The sequence below is a fragment of the Amycolatopsis camponoti genome, assembly GCF_902497555.1.
GTDB classification, from domain to species: domain Bacteria; phylum Actinomycetota; class Actinomycetes; order Mycobacteriales; family Pseudonocardiaceae; genus Amycolatopsis; species Amycolatopsis camponoti.
In genome coordinates, this window is sequence record NZ_CABVGP010000001.1 from 225812 (window position 1) to 244351 (window position 18540).

The following is an 18540-nucleotide window of genomic DNA, read 5'->3' on the forward strand; positions in this document are numbered from 1 at the left end:
GTGTCAGCCGCGCAGGGCTTCGGACAGCTTGATGCGGCTGCCGATGCGCAGCACGCTGTTGCCGTAGATCCTGCCGCCCAGCCAGGTGAGCAGCGCGACGAGCGCGGCCGTCAGCCCGAGCGACAGCGCGATCTCCCAGCCCGTCGCCGCGCCGGTCGCGATCCGGGCCGGCATCAGGATCGGCGAGAACAACGGGATCAGCGAGATGACCTTCGTCCCCGTGCCGTCGGGGTCCTGCAGCAGCAGGTTGAACCCCGCGACGAACCCGACGATCAGCACGATGTTGAGCGGCCCGACCACCGACTGCGTGTCCTCCTGCCGCGACACCAGCGACCCCAGCGCGCCGTAGATCGTGGCGTACAACAGGAATCCCAGCAGGTACCAGAGCAGGCCCCACAGCATCGCGCCGGTGGCGAAGCCGGACAGCGTGAACACCCCGGTCGCCGACGCCGCGACCAGCCCGGCCGCGGCCAGGATCACCAGCTGCGTCAGCCCGACCAGGCCGAGCCCGATCACCTTGCCCAGCAACAGCTGCCACGGCCGCACGCTCGCGAGCAGGATCTCCACGACCCGGCTCGACTTCTCCTCGACGACGCCCTGGGCCACCATCATCCCGTAGGTGATGATGCTGATGTAGAGCAGGAACGCGACGATCAGCCCGACGACGAGCCGTTGCGTGTGGTCCGCGGGCTCCGGCGAGATCGGGTCGTCCTGCACGTGGGTGCCGTCGACCTGGGCCATCACGTCGGCCGGCTCGAGCTGGGCGGACGACAGCACGCCGTCGAGCACCTGCTGCTGCGCGACCTGGTCGAGCACCTTGCGCAACTGGTCGTCCAAAGAGGACTTGTAGGTGGCGGTGAGCTTCGCCGCGCTGCCCGAGACGAGCGCGTCGAGATCGCCGTCCTCGACCTTCTGGCGGCCCTCGGCCGGGTCGGTGATGGTGACCGTCGAGATCTGCCGCCCGGATTGGGCGGCCTCGACCTGCAGCTGCCGCGCGATCCCGGTCGCCTGGCCGGTGAGCCCGACCGTGCTCTTGTCCGCCGCCCCCGCCAGCGACGTCTGGAAGCCGACGTACCCCAGCAGCAGCACCAGCATCACGACGGTGCCGATGACGAACGACCGCGTGCGCAGCCGCGTGTTCAGCTCGCGCTTCATGACGAGCCAGACGGCGCGCCGGCCGCTCAGCTTCCTCATCGCTTGACCCCCTCGTCGGCGGTGGCACTCGAAGACACGGAGTCGCGGAACAGCTCGGTCAGCGACCGGTGGCGGCGGCTGAACTCGGTGACCGGCCCGGTGGCCAGCGCCGCGGCCAGCACAGCCTGGTCGTCGGCGCCCGGGTCGAGGTCGAGCACGGTCGTGGCGCCGTGATTCTCCAGGACGCGCACGCCGGGGAGGCCCCCGGCCCAGCCCGCCGGTGCGGCGGGCGCGGTGACGACGAGCTTGCTGTTCGCGCCGGCGGTCAGCTCGCCGACGGTGCCGACGGCGACCATCCGGCCGCCGCGGATGATGCCGACGCGGTCGCACAGCCGCTCGACGAGGTCGAGCTGGTGGCTGGAGAACACGACCGGCACCCCGGCCGCGGCCTTCTCGCGCAGCACGCCGCTCATGACGTCGACGGCCAGCGGGTCGAGGCCGGAGAACGGCTCGTCGAGCACCAGCACGGCCGGGTCGTGCACCAGCGCGGCGGCCAGCTGGACGCGCTGCTGGTTGCCGAGGCTCAGTTTCTGCACCTCGTCCTTGCGGCGCTCGGCCAGGCCGAGCCTGCTGATCCAGTTCTCCGCGTTGCGGTGGGCTTCGTTCGCGCTGAGGCCGTGCAGCTCGGCGAGGTAGATCAGCTGCTCGAGGACCTTCATCTTCGGGTAGAGCCCGCGTTCCTCGGGCATGTAGCCGATGTGGGTCCGGGCTTCGTGCGTGATCTTTTCGTTCTTGAAGCGCACTTCACCGCTGTCGGCGGCCAGCACCCCGAGCACGATCCGCATGGTCGTGGTCTTGCCGGCGCCGTTGCTGCCGACGAAGCCGAACAGCTCGCCGCCGCGGACGTCGAACGTGACGCCGTCCAGCGCGACCTTCGTGCCGTAGCGCTTGGAGATCCCGTCGATCTCCAGTGTCCCCTCAGTCATTCCGCATCCCCTCTTCGAAGTCTTCGGGGTCGTCGTCCGGCAGCGACCAGCCCAGCAGCAGTGACGGGACGGTCGTCCCGGTGACCAGCAGCGCGGAGATCATCATCGCGCCGCGGAGGCCACCGTCTTCGGCGTGGGCGACCAGGAGGCTGTAGATCATCGCGGCGATCATCAGGTAGCTCAGGACCTGGAAGCCGATGTAGGTGACGCGGTGGCGCCACTCGCGCTCGCGTTCGTCCAGCAGCCGCGAGAAGCCGCCGCTCATCCGGCCGGTGAGGATCCGCAGCAGCAGGAACGAGACGCCGCCGAGGAGAGCGCTGCCGACCCAGACGGCGCCGAAGAGCCAGTCGCCGGCCGTGGTGAAGACGGCCGCGCCGGCGATCAGCCCGAGATCGGCGAGCGCCAGCGCCGTGGTGAGGGCCCGGCGGCGCCGGCGGGTGCGCCAGCCCGGCAGCCGCCGGGAGTGGCGCAGTTCGCGCTCGTCCATCTTGTCCAGCTGACGTTCCCAGTAGGCCGCGAGCCGGCCGGGCTGCTCGGTCATGCTCCCCCCTCGCGGTAGACCTGAGTGGACAGTGGCGTGAACGGCACGCGGCTGAACACCGCTTCGACCGGCAGGTCGAAGACCGCGCAGATCCGGAAGGCCAGGTCCAGGCTCGGATAGTGATCGCCGCGTTCGAGAGCGCCGATGGTTTGAGGATTGACCTCGACGGCGTTCGCGAGAGCGACCCTGCTCAGCCCGCGCTCGGCTCGGAGCACGGGGAGCCGGTTGTAGATCGGCAGCTCTTTGCCGCGTCTGACCGGGCTCATGGGGTAACTGTTGCAAAAACCCAACAGGTCGTCAAGTTAAGTGAACATCAAGTCGGGTTGTGCACAGGGGCGGCGTGATGTGGACAGGTCCGGCGTGTGGCCGTTGGGCGGGGGTTGCTGTCGGTGGGCGCCGATAGGCTGGACGTGGGCACGCCCCCCAGGGAGGGCGGGGGCCGTGTCGGGTGGGGCTGTGTCGGGTGGGGCTGGTCGCGAATGAGTCATTGGCGGTGGCATCGGCTGTCCCCGCTGAGTCATGGGGCTACCCGCCTCGGCGGCAATTTGCCGCCGCTACGCTGATACGGTCCCGTTCTTGGCGGTTTTGCCGGGTGAAGCGGCTGCCGGGCCCGTGTCAGGCGAGGCCGGCGAGCGACTTGTCGACCAGCTCCGCGACCCGCCCCGCGGCGGCCTCCGCGTCGGCCGGGATCAGCGCCAGCCGGGTCCGGCGCTCCAGCACGTCCGCCACGTCCAGCGCCCCTTCGTTGCGGACCGCCCACACGACTTCGGCCGCCGTGATGTCCGCGCCCGGTGTGACCGGGGCCGCGAACTCCGCGTCCAGCTCGCCCAGCGCCGCCACTCGTGGGGCCTCGGTGCCGTACCGGGCCACCAGCCGCGGCGCAGCGTCCACAAGAGACAGATCAGAGCGCGAAGCCGCCCCCAACAACGGCAACCGCGCGGTGCGGCAGGGCGACGAGGGAAGACCGGCCAGGCGGACAGCGGCATCGACCGCATCCTCCGCCATCCGGCGGTACGTCGTCAGCTTCCCGCCGACCACCGTCAACAACCCGTCCGACCCCGCCAGTACCGCGTGCTTGCGGGACAGATCGGCCGAACGCCCGCCACCTTCCACCAGCGGCCGCAGGCCGGCGTACGAACCGGCCACGTCCGCCCGGGTCAACGGCCGAGCCAGTACCGAAGAAGCCAATGACAGCAGGAAGTCCACATCGGACTCGGGAACCACTGGCACGTCGGGGATCGAACCGGAAACCGGCTCGTCCGTCAGTCCCAAGTAGACCCGGCCGTCCGGCTGGGGGAGCAGGAACACGAACCGGTTGCTCTCGCCCGGCACCCCGATGTTCACCGACGTCGTGCCCATCGGCACCGTCCCCGGCGCGAGCACCAGGTGCGAACCGAGCGACGGGCGCAAGCGCACCGCGCCGGTCAGTGTTCCCGCCCACACGCCCGTCGCGTTGATCACCTGGCGTGCGTGGATCTCCAGTGAGCCGCCCGAAATACCGTCGACGGCCGTCACCCGGTCCGCGGACACCGAGGACGCCGAAAGCCGCGTCAAGATCCGGGCGCCGAACGATGCCGCCGTGCGCGCGAGGGAAACCACCAGGCGCGCGTCGTCGACCAAAGCGCCGTCGTAAGCCAGCAACGCGCCGCGCAGGCCGGCCGGGGACAGTCCCGGAGCCAGCGCCAAGGCCTCCGCGGCCGGGATCGAGCGCGGCCGCGGCAGCACCGACGACGGGGTGCGCGCCGCCCGGCGGAGGCCGTCGCCGGCTCGCAGGCCCGCCGCCACCAGTGCCTGCTGTGCGCGGGATGTGCTGGGGTACAACGGGAACAGCTGCGGCATCGCCCGCGTCAGGTGCGGCGCCGTGCGCGTCATCAGGATGCCGCGCTCGACCGCGCTCTCGTGCGCCAGGCCGAACTCGCCGTGCGCCAGGTACCGCAGGCCGCCGTGCACGAGCTTCGACGACCAGCGCGAGGTCCCGAACGCCAGGTCGTGCGCCTCGACGAGCGCCACCGACAACCCGCGCGACGCCGCGTCCAGGGCGATGCCCGTGCCGGTGACGCCGCCGCCGACGACAACGATGTCGACGCGCTCGCCCGCCGCCAGCTCCGCGAGCTCGCGTTCGCGGCGCCGCGCGTTGAGCGAGCCGGACGTCACGGCTTCAGCGCCGCGTCGAGCACGTGCGTGAACTCCGCCAGCAACGCCGCCTCGCCGACGTCCGCCGTGGCCGGTCGCAGCGAGAACGCGAACGACTGGACCACCAGCAGCACCGACCGCGACTGCGCCGCGACCGGCGCCCGCCGGATCGACCCGTCCTGGTGGCCGGCCTCCAGCAGCTGGTGCAACGCCTGCTCGGCGAACTTCTGCGTCGCGCCCAGCCGCTCCACGATGTACGGGAGAACCAGCTCGGGGTCGACGTCGAGCAGCGTGCGGAACAGCGGGTCGTCCGACAGCGCGCGGACGCCGGCCGACGCGATGAGCACGAGCCGCTCGCGGCTGTTCGCGGCCTCGGCGCCGCGTTCGCTCGCCGTGCGCAGCAGCCCGCTGAATTCGCGGGTCATCAAGGCGGCGAGCACGCTGCGGACGTCGGGGAAGCGGCGGTAGACCGTCATCCGGCTGACGCGCGCGGTGCGGGCGATTTCGGCGAGTGTGGTGCGGCGCACACCGACGGCCAGCACGCACGAGCGCGCGGCGTCGAGCAGCACGTCATCGGCCACTCTCGTCGCTGTCTGGCGGTTGCGGGTGTCCGCGAGCGCGGACGATCCCGCGGTCTCCATAGTGTGACGTTTCACGTCCATATGTCACACTGTATCGGTGAACGCGCTCATTGACCACCGCCTTCGACGGTCCTGGACCTCGGAAGCCGCCGACGCCGCCCGGCTGCCCGCGCGGGCGGCCAAGTGGCTTGAACAGCGTATAGGCCAAGCGGCTCCCAGTGCTGCCCCACCGGCGGATTTGCCGGTGGAAATACCGTCACCGAAACTGGACGAATCTGCTGTCAATGCGCTGTCGGCGGCTGTGGGCGCGGAAAACGTGCTGGTCGACGACGCGGCACGGCTGGCGCGCGCGACCGGGCTGTCCTACCTGGATCTGCTGCGCCGCCGGTCGTCTTCGGTGGACTTCCCGGTGCCGGACGCGGTCGTGCTGCCCGCCGGCCCGGATGAGGTCCAAGCGGTACTCGACATCTGCGTCCGGCACGACGTCGGCGTGGTGCCCTTCGGCGGCGGCACCTCGGTCGTCGGCGGGGTCGCGGCCTTGCGTGGTGAGAAGGCGTCGGTGATCGCGCTCGACCTCGTCCGGCTCGACGCGCTGGTGTCGGTCGACGCCGAGTCGCGCCTCGCCGTCCTGCAGGCCGGTGTCCGCGGTCCCGAGGCCGAGCGCCTCCTCGGCGAGCACGGCCTGACGCTCGGGCACATCCCGCAGTCGTTCGAGCGGGCGACGATCGGCGGTTTCGCGGCGACGCGCTCGGCCGGGCAGGCGTCGTCGGGCTACGGGCGCTTCGAGGACATGGTCGCCGGCGTGCGGCTGGCCACCCCGCGCGGCGAGTGGAAGCTCGGGGTCGCGCCGGCGTCGGCCGCCGGGCCGGACCTGCGGCAGCTCGCGGTCGGCAGTGAGGGAACGCTCGGCGTGATCACCGAGGTGTCGCTGCGGGTGCGGCCGGCGCCGCCGGTCAAGCGGTACGAGGGCTACGCGCTGCCGAGCTGGGAAGCGGGCCGGGAAGCCGTCCGCGACCTCGCGCAGAACCACGCGCTCGCCGACATCACCCGGCTGTCCGACGGGGACGAAACCGAAGTCTCCCTGTCGCTGAACGCCGGGCTCAAGACGACGGCGCTGCGCCGGTACCTCGCCGCGCGCGGCGTGCGGCGGCCGTGCTTCCTCATCGTCGGCTGGGAAGGCACCGCGCACGACGTCGCGCTGCGCCGCCGCGAGACGACGCGCCGGCTGAAGGCGTCAGGCGCCGTGCGAGTCGGCAAGGCGCTCGGCGAGTCCTGGCGGCACGGCCGGTTCGCCGGGCCGCGGCAGCGGGATGCCCTGCTGGATCAGGGAGTCTGCGTCGAGACGCTGGAGACCGCGGCCTACTGGTCCACTGTGGACGAATTGCGTGACGACGTCCGCGCGGCGCTGACGGCGTCGCTGGGCCCGTCGATCGTGATGTGCCACATTTCGCACGCCTACGAGACGGGCGCGTCGCTGTACTTCACGGTGCTGACGGCGCGCGACGAGACCGACCCGGTCGGCCAATGGCAGCGCGCGAAAGCGGCGGCGTGCGAGGCGATCACCGGGCTGGGCACGATTTCGCACCACCACGCCGTCGGCGTCGACCACGCGCCGTACCTGAAGGCGGAGATCGGTTCGCTGGGCGTCGAGGTGCTGCGCGCGGCGAAGTCGGCGGTCGACCCGACCGGGATCCTCAACCCGGGGAAGCTGGTCTGAGCACTTCGCAGGGGACGCCGTGGCTGTCCGCGGCGACGCCGTCGAGCTTCGCCGCGTCGGCCTGCGGGACGTCGGCGGTGCGCACCGGCTTGCCGTCCACCAGCAGCGGGTAGCGGATCGGCGCGGCGCCGACGTAGGTGTGGACCTCGGTCAGGCGGGTGCCGTCTTCGAGCGTGATGTCGGGTTCGGTCAGCCGGGCCAGGTGGTAGCGCGTGCCGCGGCCCTCGCAGCGGTCGAGCACGGCGAGCTGATCCGGCGTCACGAACCAGATGGCGTGCTCTTCGACGCCGTCGAGCGCGGTGAGGGTGGCCGGGCGCTGGTCGTCGACCACGCGGAAGCCGGCGGCCCACACCGCGGCGAGCCCGCCGCACCGCGCGTGCGCGACGACGACCGGGCCTTCGAGCCCGAGCCGGCCGCGCAGCCAGGTGATCTTCGACGGGTTCGCGTTCGAGCCGTAGGCCAGCACCGCCATCCGGTCGCGCCAGCCGTCGGGGGCGGCGTCGAGTGGGTGGCCGACGCCGTCGACGTGCACGAACGAATAGCCCGGCCGGGTGCCCGGGTAGGGCTCGGCCGGGTATTCGTCGTCGGTGAACAGGGTCAGAAGGTCACCACGCTGCGCAGGACGTCACCGTGGTGCATGCGCTCGAAGGCCTGCTCGACGCCGTCGACGCCGATGCGTTCGGTGACGAACTTGTCGAGCGGCAGCCGGCCCTGCAGGTAGAGGTCCACCAGCATCGGGAAGTCGCGGCTGGGCAGGCAGTCGCCGTACCACGACGACTTGAGTGAGCCGCCGCGCGAGAAGAAGTCGATCAGCGGCAGGTCGTCCAGGCGCATTTCCGGCGTGGGGACGCCGACGAGGACGACGGTGCCGGCCAGGTCGCGTCCGTAGAAGGCCTGGCGCCAGGTCTCCGGGCGGCCGACGGCGTCGATCACGACGTCCGGGCCGAAGGAGTTCGTGGCGTCCTGCATGGCTTCGACGACTGCTTCTTCGGACAGGCCCTTGCTGTTGACCGTGTGCGTGGCGCCGAAGTCCTTGGCCCACTCCAGCTTCCGGTCGTCCCTGTCGATCGCGACGATCGTGGTGGCACCGGCCAGTTTCGCGCCCGCGATGGCCGCGTCGCCGACGCCACCGCAGCCGATGACCGCGACCGAGTCGCCGCGCGTGACGGCGCCGGTGTTGATGGCCGCGCCGAGCCCGGCCATCACGCCGCAGCCGAGCAGCCCGGCGACCGCCGGTTCGGCTTCGCGGTTGACCTTCGTGCACTGTCCGCTGTGGACGAGCGTCTTCTCGAGGAAGGCGCCGACGCCGAGCGCGGGCGACAGCTTGGTGCCGTCTTGGAGCGTCATCGGCTGGGTGGCGTTGAAGGTCGAGAAGCAGTACCAGGGCTTGCCGCGCCGGCAGGCGCGGCAGGTGCCGCAGACGGCGCGCCAGTTGAGGATGACGTAGTCGCCGGGTTCGAGGTCGGTGACGCCCTCGCCGACCGCCTCGACGACGCCCGCGGCCTCGTGGCCGAGCAGGAACGGGAAGTCGTCGTTGATCCCGCCTTCGCGGTAGTGCAGATCGGTGTGGCAGACCCCGCAGGCCTGCACGTTCACGACGGCTTCACCCGGCCCGGGATCGGGGACGAGGACGGTCTCCAGCGAGACCGGCTCGCCCTTCGCCCGCGAAACGACCCCCTGGACCTCGTACGGCATGCGAATCCACCCTTCCGGCTTTGCTGGCTCAGACCGCAGCTAATCACGGATCATGCGGAGATGGCGACATCCGCATGAGTGAGGTTCGGTGATTCATGCGCAACGTGTTGCGTTGTGCGCAACTTCTGTCCGGCCGGGGTCGATGTGGCCAGGTTCCTGGCATGGCGTTTGTGATCGGGCTGCCTTGTGTCGACGTCAAGGACCGCGCGTGTGTGGCCGAATGTCCGCTGGACTGCATCTACGAGGGCGCGCGGAGCCTCTACATCCATCCGGACGAATGCCTCGAGTGCGGCGCTTGTGAGGCGGTCTGCCCGGTGGGAGCGATCTCCTACGTGGAAGACCCCGCGCTCGCGCCGGACAACGGCCTGTTCTTCAGCGAGATCCTCCCCGGGCGCGACGCACCACTGGGTTCTCCGAACGGTGCGGCCGCGGTCGGCCCGCTGAACGCGGACACGGTCCAGGTCGCGGCGCTGCCGCCGCAGCGTCCGCCGGCACGGCGGCCGCCGCGGGAGAAGTCTCCGGACGGCGGCTGTGGCTGTGCCGACGATCCGGCGGTCGGCGCGACCCGGGCTGAAGCGGGGCGTGCCTCCGGCCCCCGGGTTCCACGCTACCCGGCGGTACCGACAGTTCCGGGCGGCTCCGGCAGGTCCATCGACGCCAGCCGTGCCGGGTCGGCCACTGCCGCTATCCCCGCGATTCGCCCGTCCGTCACCGTGAACGCCACCACCGACAGCGGTGTCCCGTCCGGGCGCCAGGCCACCACTCCCGGCAGGCCGCCCACCAGCACTGCCCGCCCTCCGCCCGCCGCGCCGAAGCGGGCTCCCGCCGCCACGTTCGTCGCTCCCAGGACCACCACCACTCCGTCCGGGGTGTCGACCGTCAGCCGCACGTCCGGGTCGAGCACGCGCAGCAGCTCCTCGAAGTCACCGTCGCGGGCCGCCCTCAGGAACGCGTCCACCACCTCGCGCTGCGACCTCCCCGCGTCCGGTAGAGCAGCAGGCGTCCGCACCTTCCGGCGGGCGCGGCTGGCCAGCATCTTGGCCGCTGCGGTCGACTTGCCGAGGATGCGGCCGATCTCCTCGAACGGCACCGCGAACAGGTCGTGCAGCACGAACGCCAGCCGCTCGCCCGGCCCGAGTGACTCGAGGACCACCAGCAGCGCCAGCCCGACCGAATCCGCGAGCGCGATTTCGTCCTCCGGGCTCTCGTCCACCGCCACGACGATCTCGTCGTAGGGCGCCTCGGGCCGGGACCGGCGCGAGCGCAGGACGTCCAGGCTGATCCGGCCGACGACCGTGGTCAGCCAGCCGTCGAGGTTGCCGATGGTCGCCGCGTCCTGGCGCGACAGCCGCAGCCACGCCTCCTGGACGACGTCCTCGGCGTCGGCGTGCGAGCCGAGCACCCGGTGGGCCACCGCGCGCAGCCGGTCGCGCTGCGCTTCGAAGGCCTCGGTCACCGTGTCGGGCATGTCGTTACCTTCCTCCGTTCGGCTCCGTCGTGGGGATGACGGGCCCGGAGGGGCACAGGTAACAAAGGGAGGACCGATGGAAGCACGGCTCAAGGACTCGGGGAACCCCGAGGTGTTCGGCGCGATCCAGCAGATCATCAAGGCGGTGCACGCCGGCGGCGTCGACCCGCTGGTGCTGGAGCTGGTCCACCTGCGGGCCAGCCAGATCAACGGCTGCAGCCCCTGCGTCTTCGGCGGAGTCCAGTCGGCGAAGAAGCACGGCGAAACCGAGGAGCGGCTGCACAACGTCGTCGCGTGGCGCGAGACGCCGTTCTACACCGAGCCGGAGCGGGCGGCGCTCGCGCTGACCGAAGCCGCGACCCGGCTCCAGGACGGCGAACCCGGCGTCACCGACGAGATCTGGGCGGAAGCCGCGAAGCACTTCGACGAGCGGCAGCTGTCCGCGATCACGCTGAACATCGCGCTCACCAACTTCTTCAACCGGATCAACCGCACGACGCGGCAGCCGGCCGGCCAGACCTGGTAGAAGCCGGCCGGTCGCCGCACCGGTCCCGGGTCAGGCCGGGGTGATGATGTACGCGATGCCGCCGGGGCCGCTCGCCACGGTCCCGTCGGCGCGGTACCGCTTGGTCCGCTGCCAGATCTTCTCGAACTGGTCGCGCTTGTAGATGTTGCGCACGCGGTCGTTGCTGCTCGACGCCGGGTCGTTCGCGATCACGTCGCCGTCCTTCGTGAAGCCGACGACCACCATGATGTGCCCAGCCGTCCCGTACCCCGCGCCGTCCAGTTCCGAGGCCAGGAACGACTGTGACGTGATCACCGGGATGCCGCGGGCGATGTAGGTCTCCAGCTCGTTCAGCGAGTGCAGCCGGGTGATGTGCCCGCGCAGCCCGCGCGACGCCGCGTACGCCGTGTTGAACGGCCAGTTGCCGGTGCCGTCGTACGCGTGGTCGTAGGTGTAGCGCGCCGCGAACGCCACCGACGGGTCGACGTAGTCCGCCGGGATCCAGGACATCTCCGCCGCCGATGGCTTCTTGCCCCAGTACTCGGCCACCATCTCGGTCGACGTCGGGCTGCACCAGGCTTCGCCGCCCCCGCCGTACTGCGGGAACTGTCCCTTGTGGAGGTTCTGCGCGTACGCCGGCACCTTCAGCTCGATCCCGGTGGCGCGGCCCGGCTTCGTCGTCTGCACGTCGAACCGGTCCGGCACGGCCGAAGTCATCGCGCCCAGCGACGTCACCGACGGCGTCGCGCGGGAGCCCTTCTCCCGGTAGAGGGTGATCCGCAGCTTGTACGACTTCAGCGTGACGCCGGTCTTCATGACCAGGGTGTCGACGTCGACCAGGGCGTTCGCGTCGTCCTGGCCGTCGACGCTGGTGCGCAGGATGTCGGCGTCACCGCTGGCCCAGTGGCCCATCACGTACCACGCGGTCTCGACGCCGGCCGACGTCTTGCCCTGCGCTTCGACCTGCAGCCAGGTCTTCGCCGGCGTTTGCGCGTTCCAGGACGCGACCAGCTGCGTCGCGCCGAAACCCTGCCGGTACGACGGCGACGTCCACTGGCCGTACTCGTACGTTCTCGTCGTGCCGAGCTCCGGCTCGGTGTGCTCGACCGTGCCGGCCGGGCGCGTGATGCGCAGGCCGTCGTGGGTCAGTGCGAGCCCGGCGAAGTGGCCTTCGTAGAACGCGCCGCCGTTCCACTCGTGGTAGCCGATCGCCTCGTCTTCGCCGGGCCGGGCGGGCGCGGCCTCGGCGACTTGCGCGGTTACAGCGGTCAACACAACCACTGACCATAAGGTGAACAACTTGCGTACGCGCATCCCGGCTCCCTGATAGACCCACCCAGTAGCCAGGGATTTTCGCCGGTCGAGCCGGGTATGTAAACAGGTACCTACAGGACGGCCTGCGTCTGTGTCACTTTCGCGACCAACTTGCCGTCGTCGTCGTGGATCTCCGTCTCCACCACGACGAACTTGCGCCCGGCGTGCAGTGGTCTGGACGACGCAACGGCGTAGCCCGAACGCACGGCACGCAGGAAGTTCGTCTTCGACTCGACGGTCGTCGTGCCCTGGGCGCCCTCGGGGAGGTTGAGGAACGCGCACACGGCACCGGTCGAGTCGGCCAGCGCCATGAGCGCGCCTCCGTGCAGGGCGCCGCCGAGCGTGCAGAGGCTCTCGTCCCACTTCAGCCGGCTGCGGACGAGTGCCTTGCCATGCTCCAGCACCTCGACGCCGAGGCGCTCGGAGAACGGCATGGAACGGTGGAAGAGCTGGGTGCCCTCGGGATCGGTCATGCCCCGCAGCCTGCCCGAAGACCGGCCGCGGGGCGATTACCTCGCGGGTAGTCGTGAGTGAGAAACAGTGTTCTAACCCTGTTTCTCACTCACGACCTCACGCCAGCGGGTTCACCAGCAGCAGCTCGGTGTTGTGGTCGGCGGCGTCCCCGACGCGGCCGAGGTCGACGTGGATGTCGTTGTAGGACAGCTCGCGGTACAGCGACGCAAGCGCTTGCGGCGTCCGGTCGCCGTAGTCCACCGCGTACGGGGCCTCCGCCTCGATCAGCGTCGTGAACAGCGACAACGTGCCGTCGGCGTTGTCCGCGACCTCGACGATCCGGGCGTGCTGCGGGAAGTCGATGTGCGACGCCGTGTTGATCTCCCAGAAGCCCTGCTGCGGCGTGTTCCCGGCGTGCGGGGTGATCTTGTTGAGGTGCGTGTGGCCGTTGACCCACGCCAGCACGTTCGGGAACCGCTTGAGCAGCCCGACGAACGCGTCGCCGTTCAGGCGCGGGTCGAGCAGGTGGCGCGAATCCGGCAGCACGTTGCCCATCGAACCGCTGGTGTGGTGGCTGAACAGGAGGAACAGCTCGTCGGTGACGGCGTGGGTGACCTTGCGGCCGAAGAAGTCGTAGTACGTCGAACTGTTGCGCTTCAACGTCGCCTCGACCCAGTTGAACTGCGCGAGGCCGATCGAGCCGTCGGCGAACCCGGCGTCGGTCGTCGTGTCGAGGCTGATCCCGGTGATGCCCGGCGCGATCCGGAACGTGTAGTAGACGTTCTTGCCGTCGGCGTTGGCGCTGGTGAAGCCGTGCCCGGCGGGGCCGGGTCCGGTGTTGGCCGAGTCGAGGTGCGCGCGGACGAACTCGCCGGTGGTGAACGGGCGGCGCCGCGCGTCCGGCGTGATCTCGCGGATGGTGCCCGAGCCGCCGAACAGCTCGGCGACCGGCACGCTGGAGCCGGGCTTCTTGATGGCGTCGGCGAGCTTCTTCGCGGTGGTCTCGTCCTTGCCGATGACCTTGTACTTCCCGGTGTACCAGGCGTCGATGCCGGGGATCTGCGCCGGCAGCGAGCCGACGATGCTGTCGTCGTGGTTGCCGAAGGTGCAGAACCACGGGACGTCGAGGCCGGGCGCGGTGAACGTCCCGATGCCCGCTTCGAGCAGGCCGGGCAGCTGCGGGAAGCCCTTGGCGGAGTAGTCGTCGCCCACGCCCGCGATGGACGGGTTCCAGAACTCCTTGTTGCCGGAGCTCTGGACGCCTTCGTAGGCGTTCGTGGCGCCGGAGTTCGGCGTGACGCTGCCGCCGTTGAGGACCTTGAGGAACCAGTCCAGCTCGATCAGCTCGTGGTTGTCCGTGTTGTCGCCGGTGGTGACCATGAGGTCGAACGGCCGTCCGGTGAACGGGCCCTGCCGCACGCTGTTGACGCGTTCGACGAGCGCGCTGGTCGCGACGGTGCCGAGCGCTTCCTGCGGCCGGTGCGCGGACCCGATGAAGGGGTGCAGGTACTCGAAGCGCGCGGGGCTCTCGGTGTCGGTGATGTGCAGGTCGGTGAACTGCACGAACGCGCTGAGGGCGCGGCGCCGGTCGTCGCGGCCGGTCTGCGGGGTGGCGAGGTCGCCGCGCACGACCAACGGCCAGCCGGGCCCGGCGGACAGGCGGCTGTAGCTCCCGGTGCCGCCGCCCGTGGCGACCTGTTCGAGGGTGGTGCCGGCGGTGGAGACCGAGCGGGCGCTCGTCAGCCGCAGCGCGCGGTCGAGGGCGTTCGCGGTCGGCGTGCACAGCAGGAGTCCGAGACCGGCGGCGCCCGCGGTGGCGAAGGTGCGCCGGGTGAGTTCGGCCATGGTTGTTCGCTCCCCAGTTTCTCGGCTGCCCAGCACCGTGCCGGACGCCGATGTCCGGCCGGTGAACGTGACGTTTCGAGCCACCCTGTCACAGGTGTCGGGGCGGGGAGTACCGCCGAACGTCGTGGTGATTTCGGGCGACAGGACCGCTCAGCAGGCGATGCCGCACGCCGTTCCGGCCGCCGCGAACAGGCCGAAGAAGAACAGCATCACGATCAGCGCCGGGATCACCGCGATGATGCCGCACACCAGGCCCGCGATGCCCATGCCCTTGCCCGTGTACCCCGGCCGGTCGGCCTGGACCATGCCGGCCCACGACAGGCCGATCGCCAGGAAGCCGAGGAGCAGGTCGAGGAACGGGACCCAGAACAGGACCAGGGCGACGATGCCGATGACCATGCCCGCCACCGCCATTCCGCTGGTGACCAGCGGCTGGTACCCGGAGTAGGGCTGGGAGACGTAGGACGGCTGGGCGTACGGCTGCACCGGGTACGGCTGCGTCCCCCACGGCTGCGGAACCGGCGCCGAAGGCGGGTAGCCCGGGTTCGCCGGATCCGGCTGCCGGTAGGGGTCGAAGTCGGTCATCGCGCACCTGTCTCTCTCGTTACCCGGAGTCGTCGGTGCGCCGGCCCCGGGTGTTACGTCAGCAGTAGATACCGCAGGTCGTCGCCGCGGTGATGAAGATGACCACGACGATGATCGCGGGGATCATCGCGATGATGCCGCACACCAGGCCGGCGATGCCCATGCCGCGGCCGGTGAACCCGGGCTTGGCGGCCTGGGCCATGCCGGCCCACGACAGCCCGATCGCGAGCAGGCCCATCAGCACGTCGCCGAACGGGATCCAGAACCCGAGCAGGGCGAGGATGCCGACGATCATGCCCGCGACGCACAGTCCGCTGGTGCGCAGCATCGGGTAGGGGCCCGCCACCGCCGGGTACGGCTGCGCGGGCAACGGCACCGAGATCGGGTTCGGCTGGGGCTGCCAGCCGGGCTGGACCGGGATGGGCGCGTGCGCCGCGGGGTCTTCCGGCTGCGGCGGCGAATAGTGGTCGGGCGTGGTCATCGAGCACCTGCTTCCTTCGGGACGTTCCCGGAGTCGGCCGCGGCCCGAGGCGTGTTACGACCCGCCCAAACCGGACTCCGTCACCCCGCGCACCAGGTACCGCTGCAGGAACGCGAACAGCAGCACGATCGGCAGGATCGACACCGCCGCCGCCAGGAACAGCAGGTTCAGCTGGGGGTTCTGCGCCGTCAGCAGGCCCGACAGCGCCACCTGCACCGTCCAGGAGTCCGGCGACTGGGCGATGATCAGCGGCCACAGGAACGCGTTCCAGCTGCCGATCACCGTGATCACCGCGATCGCCGCGAAGAAGCCCTTCGAGTTCGGCACCACCACGCGCCAGAACACGCCCCAGCGGGTCAGCCCGTCCACCCGCCCGGCCTCCTCCAGTTCGCGCGGGAAGTCCAGGAAGTACTGCCGGAACAGGAACACGCTGAACGCGCTGAACAGCCCGGGGATCACCAGCCCGCGGAAGTCCGACAGCCAGCCGAGCGACGAGACCACGACGAAGCTCGGCACGAACGTCACCGACGTCGGGATCATCAGCGTCGCCAGCACCGCGTAGAACACGATCCGGGAGTGCCGGTACGGGATCCGCGCGAGGCCGTAGCCCGCCAGTGAGCAGACCACCAGCAGCCCGACCGTCTGCAGAGCGGCGACCACCGAAGAGTTCAGCAGGCTGCGCGCGAAGGGGACGTCGTCGGAGGAGAACAGCCGCGAGAAGTTCTCCCAGTGCACTGTGGACGGGAAGAACGTCCACTGTGGAGCGGTGATCTCCGCCCGCGAAGCCAGGCCGTTGCGCACCAGCAGGTAGAACGGCAGCAGGAACAGCACCGCGGCGACGATCAACGCCGTCCACCGGAGGAACGCCCTCATGACACCCGCCCGAAGCGGAAGACACGGCCTTGCAGCAGGGTCACCAGCGCGATGATCAGCGCCAGGATCACCGCGCCCGCGCTGCCGCGGCCGAGGTCCTGGCCGCCCGAGCCCAGCGACGTGTAGTACAGGTACACCAGCGGCGGCCGGGCGAACGGCGGGTAGCCGCGCGCGTCGCCCATGATGTTGTAGAACTCGTCGAACGCCTGGTAGGCGTTGATCAGGTTCAGCAGGAGCACCGCCACCGCGGTGGCGCGCAGCTGCGGCAACGTGATGTAGCGGAACACCTGCCAGCCCGGCTTGGCGCCGTCGAGCCAGGCCGCTTCGTACAGGTGCCGGGGAATCCGTTGCAGCGCCGCGATGAACAGGATCATGTAGAACCCGAGCTGCAGCCACAACCGCGCGGTCACCAGCACGATCCAGTACAGCGGCGGGTTCACCGTGCCGGTCCAGGCCACCGGGTCGGCGCCGAACAGGCTGAGCACCGTGTTCGCCAGTCCGTAGCGGACACCGGAGAACAGCGACGTCTTCCAGATCAGCGACGCGACGACGTACGAGCACGCGAACGGCAGGAAGAACACCGACCGGAAGAACGCCCGCGCGAACCGAAGCCGGTTGACGCCCAGCGCCAAAGCCAGCGAAAGGACGAACGTCAGCGGCACGATGAACACCGCGAACACGCTGAACGTGCCCAGGCTCGACAGGAACGGCTCGTCGGTGAGCATGTGCCCGTAGTTGTCCAGCCCGACGAACTCGGTCGGCGTCACCGTGTTGCGCGCGTCGAAGAAGGACAGGTACGCGCTCCACCCGATCGGCAGGTACGCGAAGACCGCGAGCCCCAGCAGGAACGGCCCGACGAACAGCCAGAACGCGCGCGTGTCGCGCCCCCTCATCCGAACAGGCGCTTCAGCTCGGATGCCGCGGCGTCAACGGCGGTCTTGGTCTGCGCGACCGGGTCGGCCCCCTCCTTCGCGATCTTCGCGACCGCGTCGGACAACGCCGTGTTCGCCTGCTGTGTCCACACCGGACCGCCGACCAGGTGGCTGTTCTCCTTGACGAACCTCGCGGCGTCGGCCGCCGGGCCCGACGCGAGGCCGCTCGCCTGGCCGACCAGGCTCTGGCGCGCCGGGACGTGGAAGCCGAACTTCGTCGCGAACTCCAGCTGGTCGTCGGTCTTGTCGATCCACAGCCACTTCACGAACGCCTTGGCCTCGGCGATGTGCGCGCTCTTGGCGTTCACCATCGCGCCGTACGCGCCGACCGGCACCGACGGCGCGCCGCTGCCGTCCAGCTTCGGGAACGGCAGCACGCCGAAGTCGTCGTCGAACGCTTGGCGGATCTTCGGCACGTTCCACAGCCCGGTCCACTGCATCGCCGCGAGCCCGTCGATGAACGCGCCCGGATCCGACCAGTCGGCGGGCGCGCCGAGCAGCAGCGAACCGTTGCTGTTGAGGGTGTGCAGCTTGGCCAGCGCGGTCGCGGCGCGCGGGTCGTCGAAGCCCACCTCGCGGTTGCCGTTCTTCAGGTAGTCGAGGCCGGCCGACCACAGCAGCGGCCCGGTGAGCACGCCGACGCCGCCGTCGTTGCCCGCGAAGAAGCCCTTGACGCCGTCCTTCGAGAGCTTGGCGGCCGCGTCGATCAGCTCGTCGACCGTCTGCGGCGGCTGCACGCCCGCCGCCTGCAGCAGGCTCTTGCGGTAGAAGAGCACCTGCGTGTCGATGGCCTGCGGGATGCCGTAGACCTTGCCCTCGACGGTCTGCGCGGCGAGCACGGCCGGGCTGAAGTCGCCCTTGACCGGTGCGATCACGTCGTCGAGCGGCACCACCTGGTTCTGCCGCACCCAGTCGATCTTGACCTGCGCCTCGAAGACGTCCGGCACCTTGCTGTTCTGCAGCGCCGTGACGATCTTCGAGTCGTAGTCGCCGGGGTTCCACTGGACCTCGACGGTGGCCGCGGGATAGGTCGCGGCGTAGCGCTTGACCGCTTCCTGGACGCCGTCTTCGCCGTACGCGTGGTACCACTGCTGGAGCGTGACCTTGGGCGCGTCCGAGGGCGGCGGACCCGCCGAGTACGCCGTCGACGGCGGCGCGGTGCCCTGCCGCCCGGTGTTCGACCCGCACGCCGCCGCGAGCGCGCCCGCCGCGCCCGCTCCCGCGAGCGCGAGAAAGCTCCGCCTGTTCCGCTGCATCCCCAGAACCCCTCCGTGAACGTGAAGGCCATCGTGAAGGA

General features: G+C 70.5%; 19 protein-coding genes and 1 pseudogene. 3 read left to right on the plus strand and 17 right to left on the minus strand.

Annotated features, from left to right (window positions below):
• Positions 1–3: 3 nt before the first annotated feature.
• The 6 genes from AA23TX_RS01100 to AA23TX_RS01125 all read right to left on the minus strand — a co-directional run bounded on the left by AA23TX_RS01100 (position 4) and on the right by AA23TX_RS01125 (position 5375).
• Positions 4–1194 carry an ABC transporter permease gene (locus AA23TX_RS01100; protein WP_155540739.1) on the minus strand — a complete coding sequence of 397 codons (1191 nt, stop codon included), beginning with the start codon at positions 1192–1194 and terminating at the stop codon, positions 4–6.
• Positions 1191–2120, minus strand: coding sequence for an ABC transporter ATP-binding protein (locus tag AA23TX_RS01105; RefSeq protein WP_155540740.1), 930 nt, complete (start codon positions 2118–2120; stop codon positions 1191–1193). The genes AA23TX_RS01100 and AA23TX_RS01105 overlap by 4 nt, the downstream gene beginning before the upstream one ends.
• Positions 2113–2661 (minus strand): hypothetical protein, encoded by a 549-nt coding sequence (locus tag AA23TX_RS01110; RefSeq protein ID WP_155540741.1) that lies wholly within the window; start codon positions 2659–2661, stop codon positions 2113–2115. The genes AA23TX_RS01105 and AA23TX_RS01110 overlap by 8 nt, the downstream gene beginning before the upstream one ends.
• The gene (locus tag AA23TX_RS01115) at positions 2658–2927 is read right to left on the minus strand and encodes a helix-turn-helix transcriptional regulator (RefSeq protein ID WP_155540742.1); all 270 of its coding nucleotides are present in this window, start codon (positions 2925–2927) and stop codon (positions 2658–2660) included. The genes AA23TX_RS01110 and AA23TX_RS01115 overlap by 4 nt, the downstream gene beginning before the upstream one ends.
• A gap of 349 nt (positions 2928–3276) precedes the next feature.
• Entirely contained in the window at positions 3277–4815 is a 1539-nt protein-coding gene (locus tag AA23TX_RS01120) for a glycerol-3-phosphate dehydrogenase/oxidase (RefSeq protein WP_155540743.1), read from the minus strand.
• Positions 4812–5375, minus strand: coding sequence for a TetR/AcrR family transcriptional regulator (locus AA23TX_RS01125; RefSeq protein WP_155544173.1), 564 nt, complete (start codon positions 5373–5375; stop codon positions 4812–4814). The genes AA23TX_RS01120 and AA23TX_RS01125 overlap by 4 nt, the downstream gene beginning before the upstream one ends.
• Positions 5376–5472: 97 nt before the next feature.
• On the opposite strand from AA23TX_RS01125, the gene AA23TX_RS01130 reads away from it, so the two are divergent.
• On the plus strand, positions 5473–7092 hold the full coding sequence (locus tag AA23TX_RS01130) for an FAD-binding oxidoreductase (protein ID WP_196425135.1): 1620 nt from the start codon (positions 5473–5475) through the stop codon (positions 7090–7092).
• Here the strand turns inward: AA23TX_RS01130 and AA23TX_RS01135 are convergent.
• A complete protein-coding gene (locus AA23TX_RS01135) occupies positions 7070–7624 on the minus strand; it encodes a gamma-glutamylcyclotransferase family protein (RefSeq protein WP_155540745.1) in 555 nt (184 codons plus the stop codon). The genes AA23TX_RS01130 and AA23TX_RS01135 overlap by 23 nt on opposite strands.
• 65 nt (positions 7625–7689) lie before the next feature.
• Positions 7690–8787: an S-(hydroxymethyl)mycothiol dehydrogenase gene (locus tag AA23TX_RS01140; protein WP_155540746.1), complete on the minus strand. Its 1098-nt coding sequence runs from the start codon at positions 8785–8787 to the stop codon at positions 7690–7692.
• A gap of 161 nt (positions 8788–8948) precedes the next feature.
• On the opposite strand from AA23TX_RS01140, the pseudogene fdxA reads away from it, so the two are divergent.
• Positions 8949–9269 (plus strand): annotated as a pseudogene (gene fdxA / locus AA23TX_RS01145) (ferredoxin); the annotation flags it as partial.
• A 125-nt stretch (positions 9270–9394) separates the two neighbouring features.
• Here fdxA and AA23TX_RS01150 read toward each other — a convergent pair.
• Positions 9395–10255 carry a sigma-70 family RNA polymerase sigma factor gene (locus tag AA23TX_RS01150; RefSeq protein WP_155540747.1) on the minus strand — a complete coding sequence of 287 codons (861 nt, stop codon included), beginning with the start codon at positions 10253–10255 and terminating at the stop codon, positions 9395–9397.
• A gap of 76 nt (positions 10256–10331) precedes the next feature.
• Here AA23TX_RS01150 and AA23TX_RS01155 point away from each other — a divergent pair, with 76 nt between their 5' ends.
• Positions 10332–10781, plus strand: a complete 450-nt coding sequence (locus AA23TX_RS01155; RefSeq protein ID WP_155540748.1) for a carboxymuconolactone decarboxylase family protein — start codon at positions 10332–10334, stop codon at positions 10779–10781.
• Positions 10782–10811: 30 nt separating this feature from the next.
• Here the strand turns inward: AA23TX_RS01155 and AA23TX_RS01160 are convergent, their stop codons facing one another.
• The 8 genes from AA23TX_RS01160 to AA23TX_RS01195 all read right to left on the minus strand — a co-directional run bounded on the left by AA23TX_RS01160 (position 10812) and on the right by AA23TX_RS01195 (position 18499).
• Positions 10812–12074, minus strand: a complete 1263-nt coding sequence (locus AA23TX_RS01160; RefSeq protein ID WP_196425136.1) for a C39 family peptidase — start codon at positions 12072–12074, stop codon at positions 10812–10814.
• 71 nt (positions 12075–12145) lie between these two features.
• Positions 12146–12547 (minus strand): PaaI family thioesterase, encoded by a 402-nt coding sequence (locus tag AA23TX_RS01165; protein ID WP_155540750.1) that lies wholly within the window; start codon positions 12545–12547, stop codon positions 12146–12148.
• 97 nt (positions 12548–12644) lie between these two features.
• Positions 12645–14372: a TIGR03767 family metallophosphoesterase gene (locus tag AA23TX_RS01170; protein ID WP_155540751.1), complete on the minus strand. Its 1728-nt coding sequence runs from the start codon at positions 14370–14372 to the stop codon at positions 12645–12647.
• A 150-nt stretch (positions 14373–14522) separates the two neighbouring features.
• Positions 14523–14957, minus strand: coding sequence for a DUF4190 domain-containing protein (locus AA23TX_RS01175; protein ID WP_155540752.1), 435 nt, complete (start codon positions 14955–14957; stop codon positions 14523–14525).
• A 58-nt stretch (positions 14958–15015) separates the two neighbouring features.
• Positions 15016–15438 (minus strand): DUF4190 domain-containing protein, encoded by a 423-nt coding sequence (locus AA23TX_RS01180; RefSeq protein WP_155540753.1) that lies wholly within the window; start codon positions 15436–15438, stop codon positions 15016–15018.
• A 54-nt stretch (positions 15439–15492) separates the two neighbouring features.
• On the minus strand, positions 15493–16311 hold the full coding sequence (locus tag AA23TX_RS01185) for a carbohydrate ABC transporter permease (protein ID WP_155540754.1): 819 nt from the start codon (positions 16309–16311) through the stop codon (positions 15493–15495).
• Positions 16308–17204, minus strand: a complete 897-nt coding sequence (locus AA23TX_RS01190; RefSeq protein WP_155540755.1) for a carbohydrate ABC transporter permease — start codon at positions 17202–17204, stop codon at positions 16308–16310. Before AA23TX_RS01190 ends, AA23TX_RS01185 begins: the two co-directional genes overlap by 4 nt.
• Entirely contained in the window at positions 17201–18499 is a 1299-nt protein-coding gene (locus tag AA23TX_RS01195) for an ABC transporter substrate-binding protein (RefSeq protein WP_155540756.1), read from the minus strand. Before AA23TX_RS01195 ends, AA23TX_RS01190 begins: the two co-directional genes overlap by 4 nt.
• Positions 18500–18540 lie beyond the last annotated feature (41 nt).